The following is a 14,986-nucleotide window of genomic DNA, read 5'->3' as shown; positions in this document are numbered from 1 at the left end:
AACCCTGGCAGAGTTGGAGGGGGCCTTAGGAGGTTGTGTGGGGCCCTGCCTCTCTCCTCCGGGTGCCCCTTTGGTGGTCTCCTTTTTCGGGGGGGGGTGGGGGGGGGTTTTTGGGTCCAAACCAAAAACCCCCCCCACGACCGCACGGAGCCTGCGAAGTGCGTTACTTCGCCGCGACCTCGATGGACGAGTAGTCCGCGAGCCGACCGAAGTCAAGCTTCACGGTCTTGAGGCGGTTCGACTTGCCGCCGACGCCCTTCTCTTCCCACACGGGGATCTGGGGCAGATCCTTCGCGATCAGATCCTCGGCCTGCTGGTACAGCTTGATCGCGGCCGCCTTGTCGGCGGTCTGGTCCGCCTGGGTCAGCAGCGCGTCGACGGCCGGGTTGTTGTACGTGGAGTCGTTCGACGAACCGGTGCTCTTGTAGCGCGGGTTCAGGTAGTTCTCGATCGACGGGTAGTCGGCGGACCAGTCGGAGCGGCCCATGCCGGTCAGCTGGCGGTTGTTGACGATGCTGCGCCACTGCCCGAAGTCGGTCGCCGGCACGAAGTCGCATTCGACGCCGAGCGCGTTCTTGATGCTGTTGCACGCCGCGACCAGCGGCTCCTTGCGGCCGCCGTCGGCGTTCGACGCGATGGTCAGCTTGCCGGTGTAGCCGGACTTCGCGAAGAACTCCTTGGCCTTCACCGGATCGAACTTGCAGAACTCGCAGACGCCGGGCCGGTAACCCTCGATACCGCGCGACACATAGCCGTCGGCGGGCGCGTAGGTGTCGTTCATGACGGTCTTGACGATCTGCTCGCGGTCGATGGCCAGCGAGATCGCCTTACGCAGGTCGAGGTTGTTGTAACCCGGGACGTAGTACGGGAGGGCGAGCGCGCTGATGCCGAGCAGCTTCCCTTCGACCAGACGCTCACCGAGGTCGGTCTTGTACTTGCCGCCGGCCTTCGCCGCCGGCGGGAGCGCCTCCATGAAGTCGAGGCGGTTGCTCAGCAGATCCTGGTACGCGGTCTCCTGGCTGGTGTAGATGCGGACTTCCAGATCCTTGAACTTGACCTTGTCCTCGCCCTGGTATTCGTCGAACCGCGTGAGCTTCATGTTCTGGTTCGGCGTACGCGAAACGAACTTCAGCGGTCCGTTTCCGATCGGGGCCTTGGCGAACGCCTCCGGGTCGGCGAAGAACTTGTCCGGCAGCGGCGCGAAGGCGAGGTAGCCGATCTTGGTGGCGAACACGGAGAACGGTCCCTTGAGGGTGGCCTGGAACTCGTAGTCGTTCACGACCTTGAGCCCGGACATCTCCTTGACGGCGGGCTCCTTGGCGCTGATCTCGTCGTAGCCCTGGATCTGCTCGAAGAACGACGCGTTCTGCATGCCGTTCTTGCCGTTCGCGCTGTAGTTCCAGGCGTCGACGAAGTTCTTGGCCTTGACCTCGGTCCCGTCGTGGAACTTCCAGCCCTTTTTGATCTTGATGTCGAAGACCTTCGAATCGGTCGTGGTGATCGATTCGGCCATCAGGTTGTACGGCTCGGCGGTGTCGGATTTGTAGCCGACCAGCGCCGAGAAGACCGGCTTGAGGGCCTTGGACCCACCGAGCTCGTTGGTGTTGGCGGGAATCAGCGAGTTCTCCGGCTCGGTGCCGTAGACCGAAACCGACGCGTTGGCGTCGACGGCGCCGGATCCCTTGTTCTCACTGGATCCACCACCTCCACAGGCCGTCAGCAGCAGGGCCGCCGTGGCCACCACCGCCGTCGCTCCCCAGAACCCGCGTGCAGCCCGCATGTCCACTCCAACTCTCGTCGTCGGATAGCGCGGCGAGCGCTGGTCGCGCCCTACCGCCCAGAAGGTGAGACGACGCTATGGGACTGGTGAAGCCGATCACAGTGCGTTGGTGTTGCAAATGGGTGACGGTCTCCCGGACCACCCGGTTAGAGCACAACGTTGGTAGGAACGACGCTGCGCCGAACGGCCCAATCCGGACTGGAGGTCACCGCTTGATCACCTAAAGAAATGGCTTCCTGTAAGAGAAAACTTCGACTGTCAAGCCAACGACAGCGCGATCCCGTCGAGGATGTCGTGCTCGGAGATCACCAGTTCGTCGGGGCCACCGCGTGTGGCGAACTGCTCGGCCAGCACCTGCACGATCACCGAGCCGCCGCCGATCACGTCGACCCGGCCGGGGTGGATCACGAGGTTCGCGGCGCGCGTCGCGTGATCGGCCGTGAGGAGCGACTGCGCGACACGGTCGATGTCGGCGTGGGAGAGCTTCGAGAGGTGGGTGCGCTCGGAGTCGTACTCCGGCAGGCCCTGCGCCACGGCGGTCAGGGTCGTGACCGTCCCGGCGACACCGATCCACGTCTTGGCGGTGGACACGTCCACGACGTCGAAGGCCTCGGTGAGGACCTTGGCGGCCAGCTCACGGGCTTCGGCGATCTCGGCCGCGGTCGGCGGGTCGGACTTCAGCGCGCGTTCGGTGATGCGCACACAGCCGATGTCGACCGACTTGGCCGCGATGACCTCGGCCTGGCGGCCGTCCCAGGTGCCGACCACGAGCTCGGTCGAGCCGCCGCCGACGTCGACCACCACGAAGGGGCCGTCGTCGGGATCCTGCTCGCCGACGGCACCGGTGAAGGACAGGCGCGCCTCTTCGTCCCCGCTGATGACTTCGGCCTCGGTGCCGAGCACCTCACGCGTCATCGCGAAGAACTCGTCGCGGTTGCTCGCGTCGCGGGTCGCGGACGTCGCGACCATGCGGACCTTCTCCACACCCTTGCGGCGCGCGGCGATCGTGTAGTCGGCCAGCGCCTTACGGGTGCGCTCGAGCGCTTCGGGGGCCAGCCTGCCGGTGGCGTCCACCCCCTGGCCGAGACGGACGATCCGCATCTCGCGGTGCAGGTCGCGCAGGTCGACCGTCCCGTCGTGACGGGGGGTCAGCTCGGCGACGAGCAGGCGGATGGAGTTGGTCCCACAGTCGATCGCGGCAACACGAGGCATGCCCCGGAGATTACAGCGGAGCGGAGCTTCTCCGTCGAGGGTGGTGGCGGGGGCATGGATGGACAGTCAACGCCGATCAGGTGGGTTTGGTGCTGGCGCTCCCCGACTGCGTCACCGTCGTCGTGGTTGTGGTCGTCGTCGGAGAGGTACAGGTCGTCGGCGGCGGAGTCGAAGTCGTGGTCGTCGGGCTCGTGCTCGTCGTCGGTTGTGTCTCCGTCACGGTGACCGTCGGGCACTGCGGCATTGGCTTCGAGCTCGACGACGATTTCGAAGAAGACGAAGACCCCGAATTGGTCGGCGGCAGCGAACTCGACGGCGGGGGCGTCACCGAACCGGGCGGCGTCGGCGGCACCGGAGGCGGCGGCACCGACACGGGCGGCGGAGCGGCACCGGCGTTCGGGGCGCCGATCGGCACCTTGCTGTCCGGCGTCGGCAGCACACCGGTGCGGTACGCCTCGGCCCAGATCAGCACGGTGTTCACATAGGTGTCCGAGTTGTTGTAGCGGAACACGGCCGCGCGCAACTGGTCCGGTTTGGACAGATCGAGCCCGCCGGAGCACAGGTACCGGCCCGTGCCCAGCGCCGCGTCGAAGATGTTGTTCGGATTGGACTCGCCGTCGCCGTTCCCGTCCGAGGCGTAGCCCTTCCACGTCGACGGGATGAACTGCGTCGGGCCGACCGCGCGGTCCCACACCGTGTCGCCGTCGAATTTGCCGCCGTCGGTGTCCGGGATGGCCGCGAACGGCCCGGCGCCGTTGAGCTGCGGGCCGAGGATCGGCTCGAGGGTGTTGCCCTTAGCGTCGACGTAGCCGCCGCGCGCGTGATTGGACTCGATCCGGCCGATACTCGCGATCAAAGCCCAGTCGATGTGGCAACCGGGCTGTTCGGCGATGAGAATGTCGGCGGCGTTGCGGTACGCGGCGAGCGCGGTGACCGGGATGCCGAGCGGTCCTTCGGGGAGTTCGTCCGCGGGGAGCGGGAGCGGGGTCGGGGCGTTCGGCAGGCTGCCGTCGACACCGATCTGCTGGACGAGCGGGTTCTTCGGGTCGTAGCCGTCGACGAGGGCGACGTTGTCGGAATGGACCGTGCTCGCCGTCGCGGCCCAGCTGCCGGCACCGACGACCGCGGCACCGGCCGGGACGATGGCGAGGACCCCTCCGGTCACCGCGGCTATCGTGCGGTGCCGGAGACAGAGTCTCCGCACATGGCCGGTCACCGCGCCTGGCACGTGCCTCACGCGCATACCTCAGAACCCTCCCGGCGGATCACGACTCGGCGATCCGGTACTTGCCCACCCCGTCAACCCTCGGCTGTGCCCAGCCTGCCGCATACGGTGACCGGTTTCACCCCATTGAGAAGGACCAGTTGGCCGACATCGGGTGAATTAACCCACCTGGAGGAACTATCTGTACATCGCGGGCGGGTGTTACCCCTGGCAGTCGCCGGACGGCCAGCCGTTCGCCTTGAGCAGCTCGAGCGTCTCGTCCCCGAACGGGTTCACCCCGGGGCCGACGGCCAGCGTGTGCGCCAGGTGGACGTGCAGGCATTTGACGCGGCCGGGCATCCCGCCCGCGCTGACCTCGTGGCCGAGCGAATCGATGGCGTCGCGTTCGGCGAGATAGCTCTCGTGGGTCCGCCGGTAGGCGGCCGCCAGCTCGGGGTCCTCCGCGAGCCGGTCGGTCATCTCCTTCATCAGCCCGGACGCCTCGAGCGTGCCGACCATCGACGTCAGCTTCGGGCAGGTCAAGTAGTAGAGCGTGGGGAACGGCGTGCCGTCGTCGAGGCGGGGGCTGGTCTGCACGACCGACGGGTGGCCGCTCGGGCAGCGCGCGGCGACGGCGCGCAGCGCACGGGGGGCCCGGCCGAGCTGTTCCGCGATGATCTCGCGGTCGGCGTCGGTCACAGGCTCGTAGGAGGACTTTTCCGTGCTGTTCACACCCATAAGGCTAAAGGGCGCACTTCAGCCGCCCGCGACCTGATCCCACAGCTTCTCGTACCAGGAGCCCGCGGGCACCGGCTGCTGACCTTGCGGCTGCCCCTGCTCGGGCGCCTTGTCTTCGGGGAGCTGCACGATGTACGGCGTCTCGCCGGGCTTCACGAAACCGAACCGTTTACGCGCCTCCGCCTCGATCTGCGCCGGGTCGCTCAGCTCGGCCTTGCGGCCTTCCAGCTGGGTGACGCTCCGCTGCAGTTCGGACTGCAACTGCTGCTGCTCGGTCACCTCGGACTTTTGGCTGAGGTACGTGCGCAGCGGGACGGCGATGGTGAACGCGAGCGCGCACACCACGATCGCCACCACCGCGGCCCGGCGGGTGGTGGACATGCCGAGCACCTTCGCGGCACCCGATGCCCGCTTCGCCGCCAGGCTGCGGCGCAGCCGGGTTCGGGCGCGGACCTCCGTCGTCGTCGTGCGACGGGCGCGCTCCGGTCGGCGGCCCCTGCTGGAGCCGCCGCCGTCCGCGCGCCCGCTACGACGGGTCCGCGCCCTCCCCCGGTCCGCCATCGTTCGTCATCCCTCGGCGCTGAACCGCGGGAACGCGAGGTCGCCGGCGTAGCGCGCCGCGTCGGCGAGGGTCTCCTCGATGCGGAGCAGCTGGTTGTACTTGGCGATCCGCTCGCCGCGCGCCGGGGCGCCGGTCTTGATCTGGCCGACACCGGTCGCGACGGCGAGGTCGGCGATGAAGGTGTCCTCGGTCTCGCCGGACCGGTGGCTCATCATCGACTTGTAGCCGTACGAGGTGGCCAGCGAGATCGCGTCGAGGGTCTCCGACAGGGTGCCGATCTGGTTGACCTTCACCAGCAGCGCGTTGGCGGCGCGGCGGGTGATGCCCTCTTCGAGGCGGTCCGGGTTGGTGACGAACAGGTCGTCGCCGACCAGCTGGACCTTCTCGCCGATCTCGGTGGTCAGCTGGACCCAGCCGTCCCAGTCGTCCTCGCTCAGCGGGTCCTCGATGGACACGAGCGGGTAGTCGCGGACGAGCTCGCCGTAGTAGGCCGACATCTGCTCGGCGCTCTTCTTCGCGCCTTCGAAGGTGTACGCGCCGTCAGAGAAGAACTCCGTCGCGGCGACGTCGAGCGCGAGCGCGACGTCGCGGCCCGGGGCGTACCCGGCCTTCTCGATCGCCTGAAGGATCAGGTCGAGCGCCTCGCGGTTGTTCTTCAGGCTGGGCGCGAAGCCGCCTTCGTCACCGAGGCCGGTGGCCAGGCCGCGGCCCTTCAGGACCGACTTCAGGGAGTGGTAGACCTCGGTGCCCCAGCGCAGGGCCTCGCGGAACGACTCGGCGCCGATCGGCGCGATCATGAATTCCTGGATGTCGACATCGGTGTCGGCGTGCGCGCCACCGTTGAGGATGTTCAGCATCGGCACCGGCAGCACGTGCGCGTTCGGCCCGCCGAGGTAGCGGAACAGCTCCAGCTCGGCCGACTCCGCGGCGGCCTTCGCGACGGCGAGCGAAACACCGAGGATGGCGTTCGCGCCGAGGCGGGACTTCGCCGGCGTGCCGTCGAGGTCGACCAGCTTCTGGTCGACGATGCGCTGGTCGACGGCGTCGGTGCCGACCAGGTCCGGGCCGATCTCGTCCAGGACGGCCGCGACCGCGCGCTCGACACCCTTGCCGTTGTACCGGCCGGTGTCGCCGTCACGCAGCTCGACGGCTTCGTGTTCGCCGGTGGACGCACCCGAGGGGACCGCGGCCCGCGCCAGCGTGCCGTCGTCGAGAGCCACCTCCACTTCGACCGTCGGGTTGCCTCGCGAGTCCAGAATCTCGCGAGCGCCTACCTGCTCGATGAGCGCCACGCCATGCTCCTCATGTGGGTTGTGCCTGCGGTGACCGGGCCCAGCCTAGCCGTCACCGCAGTTCACCCGTTGGAGGCACGCGCCACATCAGCCGTCGACCGGACCTTTCCGACCTTCCTCCCCGCCACCGCCCTCAACGGAGGAGCTTCGCTCCGCGGTACCTACTCCGTGGCTGGTTCGTCCGCCCGGACTTCCTTCCAGCCTGACGGAAGCTCGACGGTGTCGGAGAACTGCTGCCAGAAGGTCCAGCTGTTGCCGCCGATGTCGGAGACGGTGAACACCCGGGCGCCGTAGGGCTGATCCTGGGGCGCGTCGATGTCGGCGTCGTCGCCGAGCGCGGCGCGGACGCGCTCGTACTGCGCGTCGGCGTCGGGGACGTACACGATGTTCAGCTGCCCGACCGGGCCGTCGACGCCTTTCGCCTGCCAGTACTCGGGGCCGACGCCGGCCAGCTGGATCTTGGCCGGACCGGCGCACAGGGTGGCCTGGAACACCTCTCCGGAGGCGTCGGCGAAGCGCACTTCCTCGGTGAACCCGAACACTCTGACCAGCCACGCGACCGCCTCGGTGGCGTCGGCGTAGTAGAGGTACGGCGCGAGCCCGAGGTAGCCGGGCTCGTTTTCGGGCCTATCCGCTTCGGCACTGCTCATGGCAGGACAGTCCACCATGACCGTTTCAGCTCCTCGTGAACGGCCCTGCCCAGGCGTATCGTGGAGCGGACCATGATGGATGCCGAACCCGCCCCAGAACCCGGTGAGGACTCGTCCGGTGAGTCTCGGTTCCGCGCCTTCCGACAGGCGGAGGCGCTGGTCGAAAGCCGCAGGCCGCTCGATGCCCTCAAGGCCCTCGAGCCGTTGCTGGAGGACGAAACCGACAAACCGAGTGTTCAGTTGCTGGCAGGCCGCGCGTACTTCCACTCCGCACAGTTGCGGCGGGCCGAACGCGCCTTCACCCGGGTGCTGGAACTGGACCCCACTGATCATTACGCGCGGTTCGTGCTCGGGCGGACCCTCCAGCGCCTCGGCAGGCTGACCGAGGCGCTCGCGCAGATGCGGATAGCGTCGGCGATGCACCCGATCCCGGAGTATCTGGAAGCGATCAGCGAGGTCAGCGCGCGGATCGCGTTGCGCGACTGACCCGGCGGCGAGAGCAAGGGACCTTTGCTCTCACTTCGACCTGGCCCGCAGGTGGGCCCGCTCGCCCTGCTTGCCGAACAGCACCAGCAGCTCCACCGGCCCCGGCCCCGCGCTGCCGAACCAGTGCGGAACCCGCGTGTCGAACTCCGCGGCCTCGCCGGGCCCCATCGTGAAGTCGCGGTCGCCGAGCAGCGCCCGCAGCCGTCCACTGAGGACGTACATCCACTCGTAGCCCTCGTGCGTGCGTTGCACGGGCTCGATGTCCTCGACCGGGATCAACAGTTTGAACGCCTGCGGCTGGCCGGGCTGCGCGGTCAGCGCCCACGCGGTGAACCTGCCGAATTTCTGCGGTTTCATCCGGACCCGCGGGTCGGCGGGTTCGGGTTCGCCGACCAGTTCGTCGAGCGGTACCTGATGCGCCGCCGACAACGTGAGCAACAGCTCCAGCGTGGCCTTCCGGGAGCCCGATTCGAGCCGCGAGAGCGTACTGGCGGAGATCCCCGTCGCCTCCGAAAGCGCGGAGAGGGTGGTGCCGCGTTCCTTGCGGAGCTGCTTGAGCTTCGGGCCGACCTCGGCGAGCCGCCGTTCGATGTCCTCCATACCTCCAGTTTGCCAAATCGGCAATGAACTTTGCCAACTTTGCCGCAAATCCGGATGCTCGGCAGCATGAACAACGAATTCGACGTGGTGATCATCGGTGGTGGCGTCGCGGGTCTCAGCGCGGCCTTGGTACTGGGCAGGGCGCGGCGCCGGGTCGTCGTGATCGACGGCGGCACCCCGCGCAACGCGCCCGCCGCGCACGCCCACGGTTTCCTGACCAGGGACGGCATCCCACCCAAGGAACTGCTGGAAATAGGCCGCGACGAGGTCCGCGGCTACGGCGTCGAGATCGTCGAAGACGTCGTCCACCGGCTGCGGCACGACAAGGCGGTGGAACTGGCGAGCGGCCGGGTCATCCGCGGTCGCCGGATCGTGGTGACCACCGGGCTGGCCGACGAACTGCCGGACGTCCCCGGCGTCGCGGAGCGCTTCGGCGCCGATGTCCTGCACTGCCCGTACTGCCACGGCTGGGAGGTGCGCGATCAGCGTTTCGGCGTGCTCGCCACCTCCGAGAAGTCGGTCCACCAGGCGCTGATCGTCTGGCAGTGGAGCAAGGACCTGACCTTCTTCACGCATACGCAGCAGCTCTCGGCCGAAGACCGGGCGAAGCTGACCGGGCTGGGCATCCGGATCGTCGACGGGAAGGTGTCCGAACTCGCCGTCGAAGACGACCGGCTGACCGGCGTCCGGCTCGTCGACGGGGAATTCGTCGAACGCGATGTCGTGTTCGTCGGCCCGAAGTTCGTCCCGCACGACCGGCTTCTCACCCAGATCGGCTGCGCGCGCACCGAAAGCGGCTCGATCGCGGTGGACGCCCAGGGCCGCACGAACGTGGACGGCGTCTGGGCGGCGGGGAACGTCGTCGATCCGATGGCGCAGTTGGTCGTCGCCGCGGGCGACGCCTACCGGATGGCGTCGGCACTCAACTTCGATCTGGTGCTCGAGGATCAGGGCGCGACGCTCGCGTCCGCGTAGGTGTCGGCCGCGCTGAAGACCTCCTGGACGTAGGGCACCGACGGGTTGAACACCCGCATCGACTTCCACCAGCCATCCGGGGTGGCGACGTCGTCGCCGGCTGCGCACAGGTAGCGGGCGGTAGCGAAGGCGGCGTCGTCGAGGTCCTTCGGATCCGGCTGCTTCCCGTCGCTCCTGGCCCGGGCGGAGTGTTTGGCCCAGACGTCGGCCGGGAGCGTGATCGGGCCGGGCCTGCCCTGCGCCGTTTCGACGTGGGAGATCCCGGCGAGGGTCGCCCACGAGAGGTGGCAACCCGGTTTCTGCCGCCGGAGCCACATCTCGGCGCGGCCGTAGGCGGACAGGTCGGCGAAGGAGAGCCGCGTCTTCGCCGCCACCCGTTTCGCCCAGGTTTCGAGTTCGGCCGCGTCGGAAACGGTGGGCCGGTCGGGCGGCGCGGCGAGCCCCGCACGCGGCGTCGCCACGCCAGGCTGGGGCTTCTGGTCGGGAACCGCGAGCGCGGGCTGGGGCTGAGCCGGCGGAGGGGGCTCCTCGCCTCCCGGCCGGTTCACCCCGACGGTCATGATCAGCACCACTCCCGTGAGCACGAGCCCGCCCGCGAAAGCGAGCCTGGGCACGTACGGCGGCAGAGGGCGGACAGCATGCTCCGGGGCTTCGGTGCTCTGGGCGGTTTCGGCCACCCGGTCAGGTTACTTCGCCACACTTCCGGGCGATGCCCCAATCGGCTTACGAACCCGACTGACGGTAGAACCGATCGGCGACCGGCAGCTCGAAGCGGGATTACCTCTTGACCTCCAGCTAAGTGGAGATCACACACTGATTCCCATGTTCAGTGAAGCGGAACTCGACTACCTCGCCACCCAAGGTCTCGGACGGCTCGCGACGGCGCAGCCGGACGGCACGCTGCAGGTCAGCCCCGTCGGTTACGCCTACAACACCGAGACCCGGACGATCGACATCACCGGCTACGAACTGGCGAAGAGCAAGAAGTTCCGGAACGTGGCCGCGAACGGGCAGGCCGCGTTCGTGGTGGACGACATGCCCTCGCAGGACCCGCCGAGGATCCGCTGCCTCGAAATCCGCGGCCGGGCCGAGGCGCTGACCGGCGCCCGCACCCCCGACGGCCATCTCGACGGCGCGGTGATCCGGATCCACCCGTCGCGGATCATCAGCCTCGGTGTCGACGACCCGGACCACGACCCGCTCGACCTCGTTCCGCACAACCGAAACGTCTGACCCCATCGGATGTCATGAAAGGGTCGTTCCTGACGAAAAACGTCAGGAACGACCCTTTCATGACACTTTCAGCGACGGGCACCGTAAACCGCGTAGGTCCCCAAACCGGCCACGGCGAGCACCACGGCGGTCCACGTGGCTTCGGCGACGCCGGCGGGCTGGAACGGCCAGGTGATCACCCGGTACGCGGTCTCCGTGCCCGACATGGTGGCCCAGACCACGAACGCGACCGCGAACCCGGCCAGCGGCAACGTCCACCCGAAGGCGCCGCCGAACAGCACCGCGGCGATTCCGGCGAGACCGAGCAGTCCACTCGCGTTCCGCACGATGATCTCCACCGGAACCCGCTCCGCCACCCACAGCCTCGGCAGCAGCACGGCACCGATGCCGAGGCCGCCGATCAGCAGGAGATGCACGACGCGGCGAGGCGCCCAGCGGATCGCGGCGGTCCGGTCGAGATCGATGTCCTGCCCGCCGAGGCCGATGGCGGTCACCGCGATCGCCACCAGCAGCGCCAGGGAAACCGAGAGCTCCGACCAGCGGTCCCACGCCAGGAACCACATCACCGCCATGCTCACGGCCAGCGCCGCGAACGACGCGGGCATGGCGCGCGAGCGCGCGTACAGCACCGCCCACCTCATCGGGCGCCGCCGAGGAGGATGTCGAGCTGGTTGCCCTGGCAGGTCAGGCCCGCCTGCCGCTGCGCGATGATCCGCTCTCGCTGCACATCGGGCGGAAGGGCCCGGAAGGTCTCCCAGTTCCGGAGGACCTCGTTCTTCTTGTCGTCGCTCAGCCACGCCCCATTGAGCATCTCCCACTCACCGAGGAGCCAGCTCGAAGTGATCGACCGCGCGGTGACTTCGTCCATGAAGGACCTGTCGACACCGTGGACGGTGTAGCAGGTCGGCGTCCCGGCGCCGGCGACCAGTGTCCGCGTCATGTCGTCCGATTCCAGGGCCGAACGGACGGACCAATCCAGCAGGTCGACGAAGACGGTGTCCGCGGCACGCGGCGGTTCCTCGTCGAAGTCCAGCCGCCGGTCCATCACCGTGACCTTGACCGGCGCGTCCGGCAAGGTTCCCAAGAGCCGCAAAGCTTCCTTTCCGGGCCCGGCGAGACGGGCGAGTTCGGGCTCGAGCAGGCGGGGAACGCAGACCGGGCCGTCACAGACCAGCGCCGTCGCACGCGGATCGACGGTCGTGGCCTCGGCGTAGGTCGCGGGCAGGACGGGTATCGCGATCACGACCGCCACCAGCGCGGGGACGACGGCGAGTGCCTTCGCCCGCTTGGAGCGGGCCGCCAGCAGAAGGAATCCGGTCACGGCGAGTCCGGCGAGCCAGACCCCCTGCCCGAGATCCACCCGGCTCGCGGTGGTGATGAACGGATCGTTGGTGACGTCCATCGCGGGAGAGAGCGAAGAGACCCAGGCCGGAACAGCGCCCACGAGCACGCTGCCCTTCGACCCGGCGATCTGGAGCACGAGCACGGTCACGAGAGCGGCGACGGCCACCGCGGGCGCGGTCAGCGGATGCGGCAGCAACCGGCCGATCCCCAGTCCGATCCAGGCGCCGGCGAGCATCGCGAGCGCGCCGACCACGACGATCGGCAGCCAGCCGAAGGTGAAGAACGCGCCGCTGAAGATCACCTGTACGGCACCGACGGCGAAGATCAGCAGGTAGCCCAGCACCAGCAGGCCACCCAGCGCACCGGCGAGTTTCGCCGCCCGGTGCCAAGGGGGCCGTGGCATCGTAGTGAGCAGTTCGGCCATCCCCGAGCGGCTGTCCCGCATGCCTTGGATGGCCCCGGCGCCGATCGCGATCGGCCACAGGAACACCAGGAGAAACCGGCTCCACGCCGCGGCGGGCACCCAGTTTTCGTCCCAGGCGATCGGCGCCTTCGACCACGGCCCACTGAACGAATACAGGAACCCGAAGGCGACCACGAGGATCGCGAGGGTGGCCCAAGGGGCGATGGAACGGCGGAGTTCGGTCCGCAGGACACGCGTGTTCACCAGTTCCCCCTCCCCGGCTCGTGCCCCAGCAGCGCCGAGTAACCGCGCTCGATCGGGCTGTCGCCGACGTACTCCTCGCTCCCGGCCGCGGCCAGCTCGTCCGGCGATCCCTGGAAGACGAGTTTCCCGTTTTCGAACAGGACGACGTCGGTGCAGGCCGTCGCGACGTCCTCGACGAGATGCGTCGAGACGACGACGCAGGCGTCGCGGCCGATTTCCTGAAGGAGATCGCGGAACCGCACACGCTGTGCCGGGTCGAGCCCGGCGGTCGGCTCGTCCAGCAGGAGGATGTCCGGATCGTTCACGATCGCCTGCGCGATCCCGACCCGCCGCACCATGCCGCCGGACAGCGTCTTCATCCGGTCGTCGGCCCGATCGGCGAGGCCGACCCGCTCGATCGACCGCTGCACCGCGGCCGGGATGTCCTGTTTGGACATCTCCTTCAGCCAGGCGATGTATTCGACGAATTCGCGGACGGTGAACCGCTTGTAGTAACCGAAATTCTGCGGCAGATAGCCGATACGGCGGCGCAGGCGGCGCTGATCGGTGAACCCCCCGACGGATTCACCGAGCAGCGCCAGCCCTCCCTCCGCCGGCCGGAGCACCGTCGCCAGTGCCCGGATCAGCGTGGTCTTCCCGGCCCCGTTCGGGCCGAGCAGACCGTGCACCCCCGTGCCGAGTTCCAGATCGAGCCCGTTCACGGCGAACTTGCGTTTGCCGACCCGGACCTTCAGTCCCTCCGCCTTGATCTGCCACGCGTAGGTCGTCGGTGCGACCTCCGCGGCCCCGACAGCACGCATCATGTTCTCCCCTTCGTTCATCGTTCGGATCCGGTGAGCAGGCCGAAGACGCTCCGCCGGAGCACCACCACGACCGCGGTCAGCGCGAAGATCGCGCCCCACACCGGGAGAAGCCGGGGTTCGAGCGCGGTGGCGCGCCCTTGCGAAGCCACCGCGGGCGCCAAGATCACCGCCATCCAGACCCCGGTGAGGACGTAAGCCGCCCGCACCACCCCGATCAGCCCGCCGAGCGCGAGCGTCCCGGTGGTGAAGGCGAGGCTCGGCAGGAGACCGAGCCCGAATCCGCCCCCGCCGAGCCAGCCCGAGAGGGCCTGTATCGGCAACACGACGGCGAGGACCGCCGTCGTCCGGCGCAGCAGCAGGTAGAGCCCGGCCCTCGGCGTGGAAGTGACCAGTTCGTACGCGGGATCGAGCCCCTTGGCCCACGACACCGCGACCCCGAGCACCGGCAGCACCGGTGAGAAGAGCTGGACGAACGAGTAGCCCTCGGAGCCGGTGAACCCGAGCGAGTCCAGCAGGAAGCCCAGTGCCGGGATCAGGACGATCATCACCAGCCACGGCAGCATCACCGGCGTCACCCAGGTGTGCAGCCGTCCGGCCCACCGGAACCGCAGCGGGCTCGGGCCCGCTTCGGCGAGCTTCGGCCCCAGTCCGGCCCAGACGTCGTCCACCAGCGCCGACACCGCCGGAAGGCTGAGCGCGGACAGTCTCCCCCGGCATTCCGCGCACGATTCGAGATGGGCTTCGACCGCCCAGACCTCGTCACCGGCCAAGCCGTCGTCCCCGCGGACGTAACCGGCGAGGAGCTGTTCGGACACGTGTTCCTTGTTCACGACAGCGCCTCCCGCATCGCGATCCGAGCCCGCCTGGCACGGGTTTTGACGGTTCCTTCCGGCAGGCCGAGCAGGACCGCGGTCTCACGGACGGTCAGCCCGTCGAGCACCATGGCCTGCAGGACCTGCCGGAGTTCGGGCGCGAGGCGTCGCAGCGCGTCGCCGACGTGGTCGCCGACCGCGCCGGCCAGCGCCTCGTCCTCGGCGGCGGGCGCGACGGTGCTTTCCGCGACCGGCAGCGGCTGCGCGTGCCGCGCCCGGCGGCGGAAGGCGTCGACCAGCCGGCGCGCGGCGATCGTCCACAGCCAGCCCACGGCGCTCCCGCCGACGGCGGAACCGGCGAACGCGCCCGCCGCGCGCCAGACCGCGAGGTAGGTCTCCTGCATCACCTCGGCGACGATCTGATCGTCGGCGCAGCGACGGCGCAGGCGCACGGCCAGCCACGGCGACGTGCGGCGGTAGAGCTCCTCGAACGCCGCGCGGTCACCTTGGGCCGTGCGGCGGACGAGCTGCTCTTCGTCCGGTTCCGTTCCTTTCACATCCGGCAAGACGCCGAGATCGCCGAAACGGTTCTCACTCGATTGTGTCCTGTGTCACAAGACCTCCGTGG

Annotated in this window: 17 protein-coding genes; 3 read left to right on the top strand and 14 right to left on the bottom strand. The window is 68.8% G+C overall.

What is annotated here, in order from left to right:
• Positions 1–163: 163 nt before the first annotated feature.
• The 7 genes from AC0685_RS12145 to AC0685_RS12115 form a co-directional block, all read right to left on the bottom strand.
• Entirely contained in the window at positions 164–1,780 is a 1,617-nt protein-coding gene (locus AC0685_RS12145; protein ID WP_478225536.1) for a peptide ABC transporter substrate-binding protein, read from the bottom strand.
• Positions 1,781–2,038: 258 nt separating this feature from the next.
• Positions 2,039–2,992 carry a Ppx/GppA phosphatase family protein gene (locus AC0685_RS12140; protein ID WP_478225535.1) on the bottom strand — a complete coding sequence of 318 codons (954 nt, stop codon included), beginning with the start codon at positions 2,990–2,992 and terminating at the stop codon, positions 2,039–2,041.
• Positions 2,993–3,068: 76 nt separating this feature from the next.
• Positions 3,069–4,235 carry a lytic transglycosylase domain-containing protein gene (locus tag AC0685_RS12135; protein ID WP_478225534.1) on the bottom strand — a complete coding sequence of 389 codons (1,167 nt, stop codon included), beginning with the start codon at positions 4,233–4,235 and terminating at the stop codon, positions 3,069–3,071.
• A 183-nt stretch (positions 4,236–4,418) separates the two neighbouring features.
• Positions 4,419–4,934: a DUF501 domain-containing protein gene (locus AC0685_RS12130; protein ID WP_478225533.1), complete on the bottom strand. Its 516-nt coding sequence runs from the start codon at positions 4,932–4,934 to the stop codon at positions 4,419–4,421.
• A gap of 18 nt (positions 4,935–4,952) precedes the next feature.
• Positions 4,953–5,315 (bottom strand): FtsB family cell division protein, encoded by a 363-nt coding sequence (locus AC0685_RS12125; RefSeq protein ID WP_091598626.1) that lies wholly within the window; start codon positions 5,313–5,315, stop codon positions 4,953–4,955.
• Between the two features lie 186 nt (positions 5,316–5,501).
• Positions 5,502–6,788, bottom strand: coding sequence for a phosphopyruvate hydratase (gene eno / locus AC0685_RS12120; RefSeq protein WP_038508280.1), 1,287 nt, complete (start codon positions 6,786–6,788; stop codon positions 5,502–5,504).
• A 161-nt stretch (positions 6,789–6,949) separates the two neighbouring features.
• Positions 6,950–7,438 (bottom strand): VOC family protein, encoded by a 489-nt coding sequence (locus tag AC0685_RS12115; RefSeq protein ID WP_340687035.1) that lies wholly within the window; start codon positions 7,436–7,438, stop codon positions 6,950–6,952.
• A 72-nt stretch (positions 7,439–7,510) separates the two neighbouring features.
• Between AC0685_RS12115 and AC0685_RS12110 the strand changes: the two genes are divergently transcribed.
• The gene (locus AC0685_RS12110; RefSeq protein WP_125674103.1) at positions 7,511–7,924 is read left to right on the top strand and encodes a tetratricopeptide repeat protein; all 414 of its coding nucleotides are present in this window, start codon (positions 7,511–7,513) and stop codon (positions 7,922–7,924) included.
• 30 nt (positions 7,925–7,954) lie between these two features.
• Here the strand turns inward: AC0685_RS12110 and AC0685_RS12105 are convergent, their stop codons facing one another.
• Positions 7,955–8,524 (bottom strand): helix-turn-helix domain-containing protein, encoded by a 570-nt coding sequence (locus AC0685_RS12105; protein WP_219148332.1) that lies wholly within the window; start codon positions 8,522–8,524, stop codon positions 7,955–7,957.
• A gap of 54 nt (positions 8,525–8,578) precedes the next feature.
• Between AC0685_RS12105 and AC0685_RS12100 the strand changes: the two genes are divergently transcribed.
• Positions 8,579–9,499, top strand: a complete 921-nt coding sequence (locus AC0685_RS12100; RefSeq protein ID WP_478225555.1) for an NAD(P)/FAD-dependent oxidoreductase — start codon at positions 8,579–8,581, stop codon at positions 9,497–9,499.
• On the opposite strand, the gene AC0685_RS12095 is transcribed toward AC0685_RS12100, so the two are convergent.
• On the bottom strand, positions 9,472–10,176 hold the full coding sequence (locus tag AC0685_RS12095; RefSeq protein ID WP_478225532.1) for a lysozyme family protein: 705 nt from the start codon (positions 10,174–10,176) through the stop codon (positions 9,472–9,474). The genes AC0685_RS12100 and AC0685_RS12095 overlap by 28 nt on opposite strands.
• Positions 10,177–10,321: 145 nt before the next feature.
• On the opposite strand from AC0685_RS12095, the gene AC0685_RS12090 reads away from it, so the two are divergent.
• Positions 10,322–10,732, top strand: coding sequence for a PPOX class F420-dependent oxidoreductase (locus AC0685_RS12090; protein WP_125674107.1), 411 nt, complete (start codon positions 10,322–10,324; stop codon positions 10,730–10,732).
• 68 nt (positions 10,733–10,800) lie between these two features.
• On the opposite strand, the gene AC0685_RS12085 is transcribed toward AC0685_RS12090, so the two are convergent.
• Genes AC0685_RS12085 through AC0685_RS12065 form a run of 5 tightly spaced genes read right to left on the bottom strand, consistent with a single transcriptional unit; the run spans position 10,801 to position 14,915 of the window.
• Positions 10,801–11,361, bottom strand: a complete 561-nt coding sequence (locus AC0685_RS12085) for a hypothetical protein (protein WP_478225531.1) — start codon at positions 11,359–11,361, stop codon at positions 10,801–10,803.
• A gap of 8 nt (positions 11,362–11,369) precedes the next feature.
• Positions 11,370–12,743: a hypothetical protein gene (locus AC0685_RS12080; RefSeq protein ID WP_478225530.1), complete on the bottom strand. Its 1,374-nt coding sequence runs from the start codon at positions 12,741–12,743 to the stop codon at positions 11,370–11,372.
• Entirely contained in the window at positions 12,740–13,543 is an 804-nt protein-coding gene (locus AC0685_RS12075; RefSeq protein WP_478225554.1) for an ABC transporter ATP-binding protein, read from the bottom strand. The genes AC0685_RS12080 and AC0685_RS12075 overlap by 4 nt, the downstream gene beginning before the upstream one ends.
• A gap of 17 nt (positions 13,544–13,560) precedes the next feature.
• Positions 13,561–14,376, bottom strand: coding sequence for a zf-HC2 domain-containing protein (locus tag AC0685_RS12070; protein WP_478225529.1), 816 nt, complete (start codon positions 14,374–14,376; stop codon positions 13,561–13,563).
• Complete coding sequence (locus AC0685_RS12065) at positions 14,373–14,915, bottom strand: RNA polymerase sigma factor (RefSeq protein ID WP_478225528.1); 543 nt, start codon at positions 14,913–14,915, stop codon at positions 14,373–14,375. Before AC0685_RS12065 ends, AC0685_RS12070 begins: the two co-directional genes overlap by 4 nt.
• Positions 14,916–14,986: the final 71 nt, after the last annotated feature.

This window comes from Amycolatopsis sp. NPDC043889 (assembly GCF_056435645.1).
This window is presented reverse-complemented; position numbering and strand designations above follow the sequence as displayed.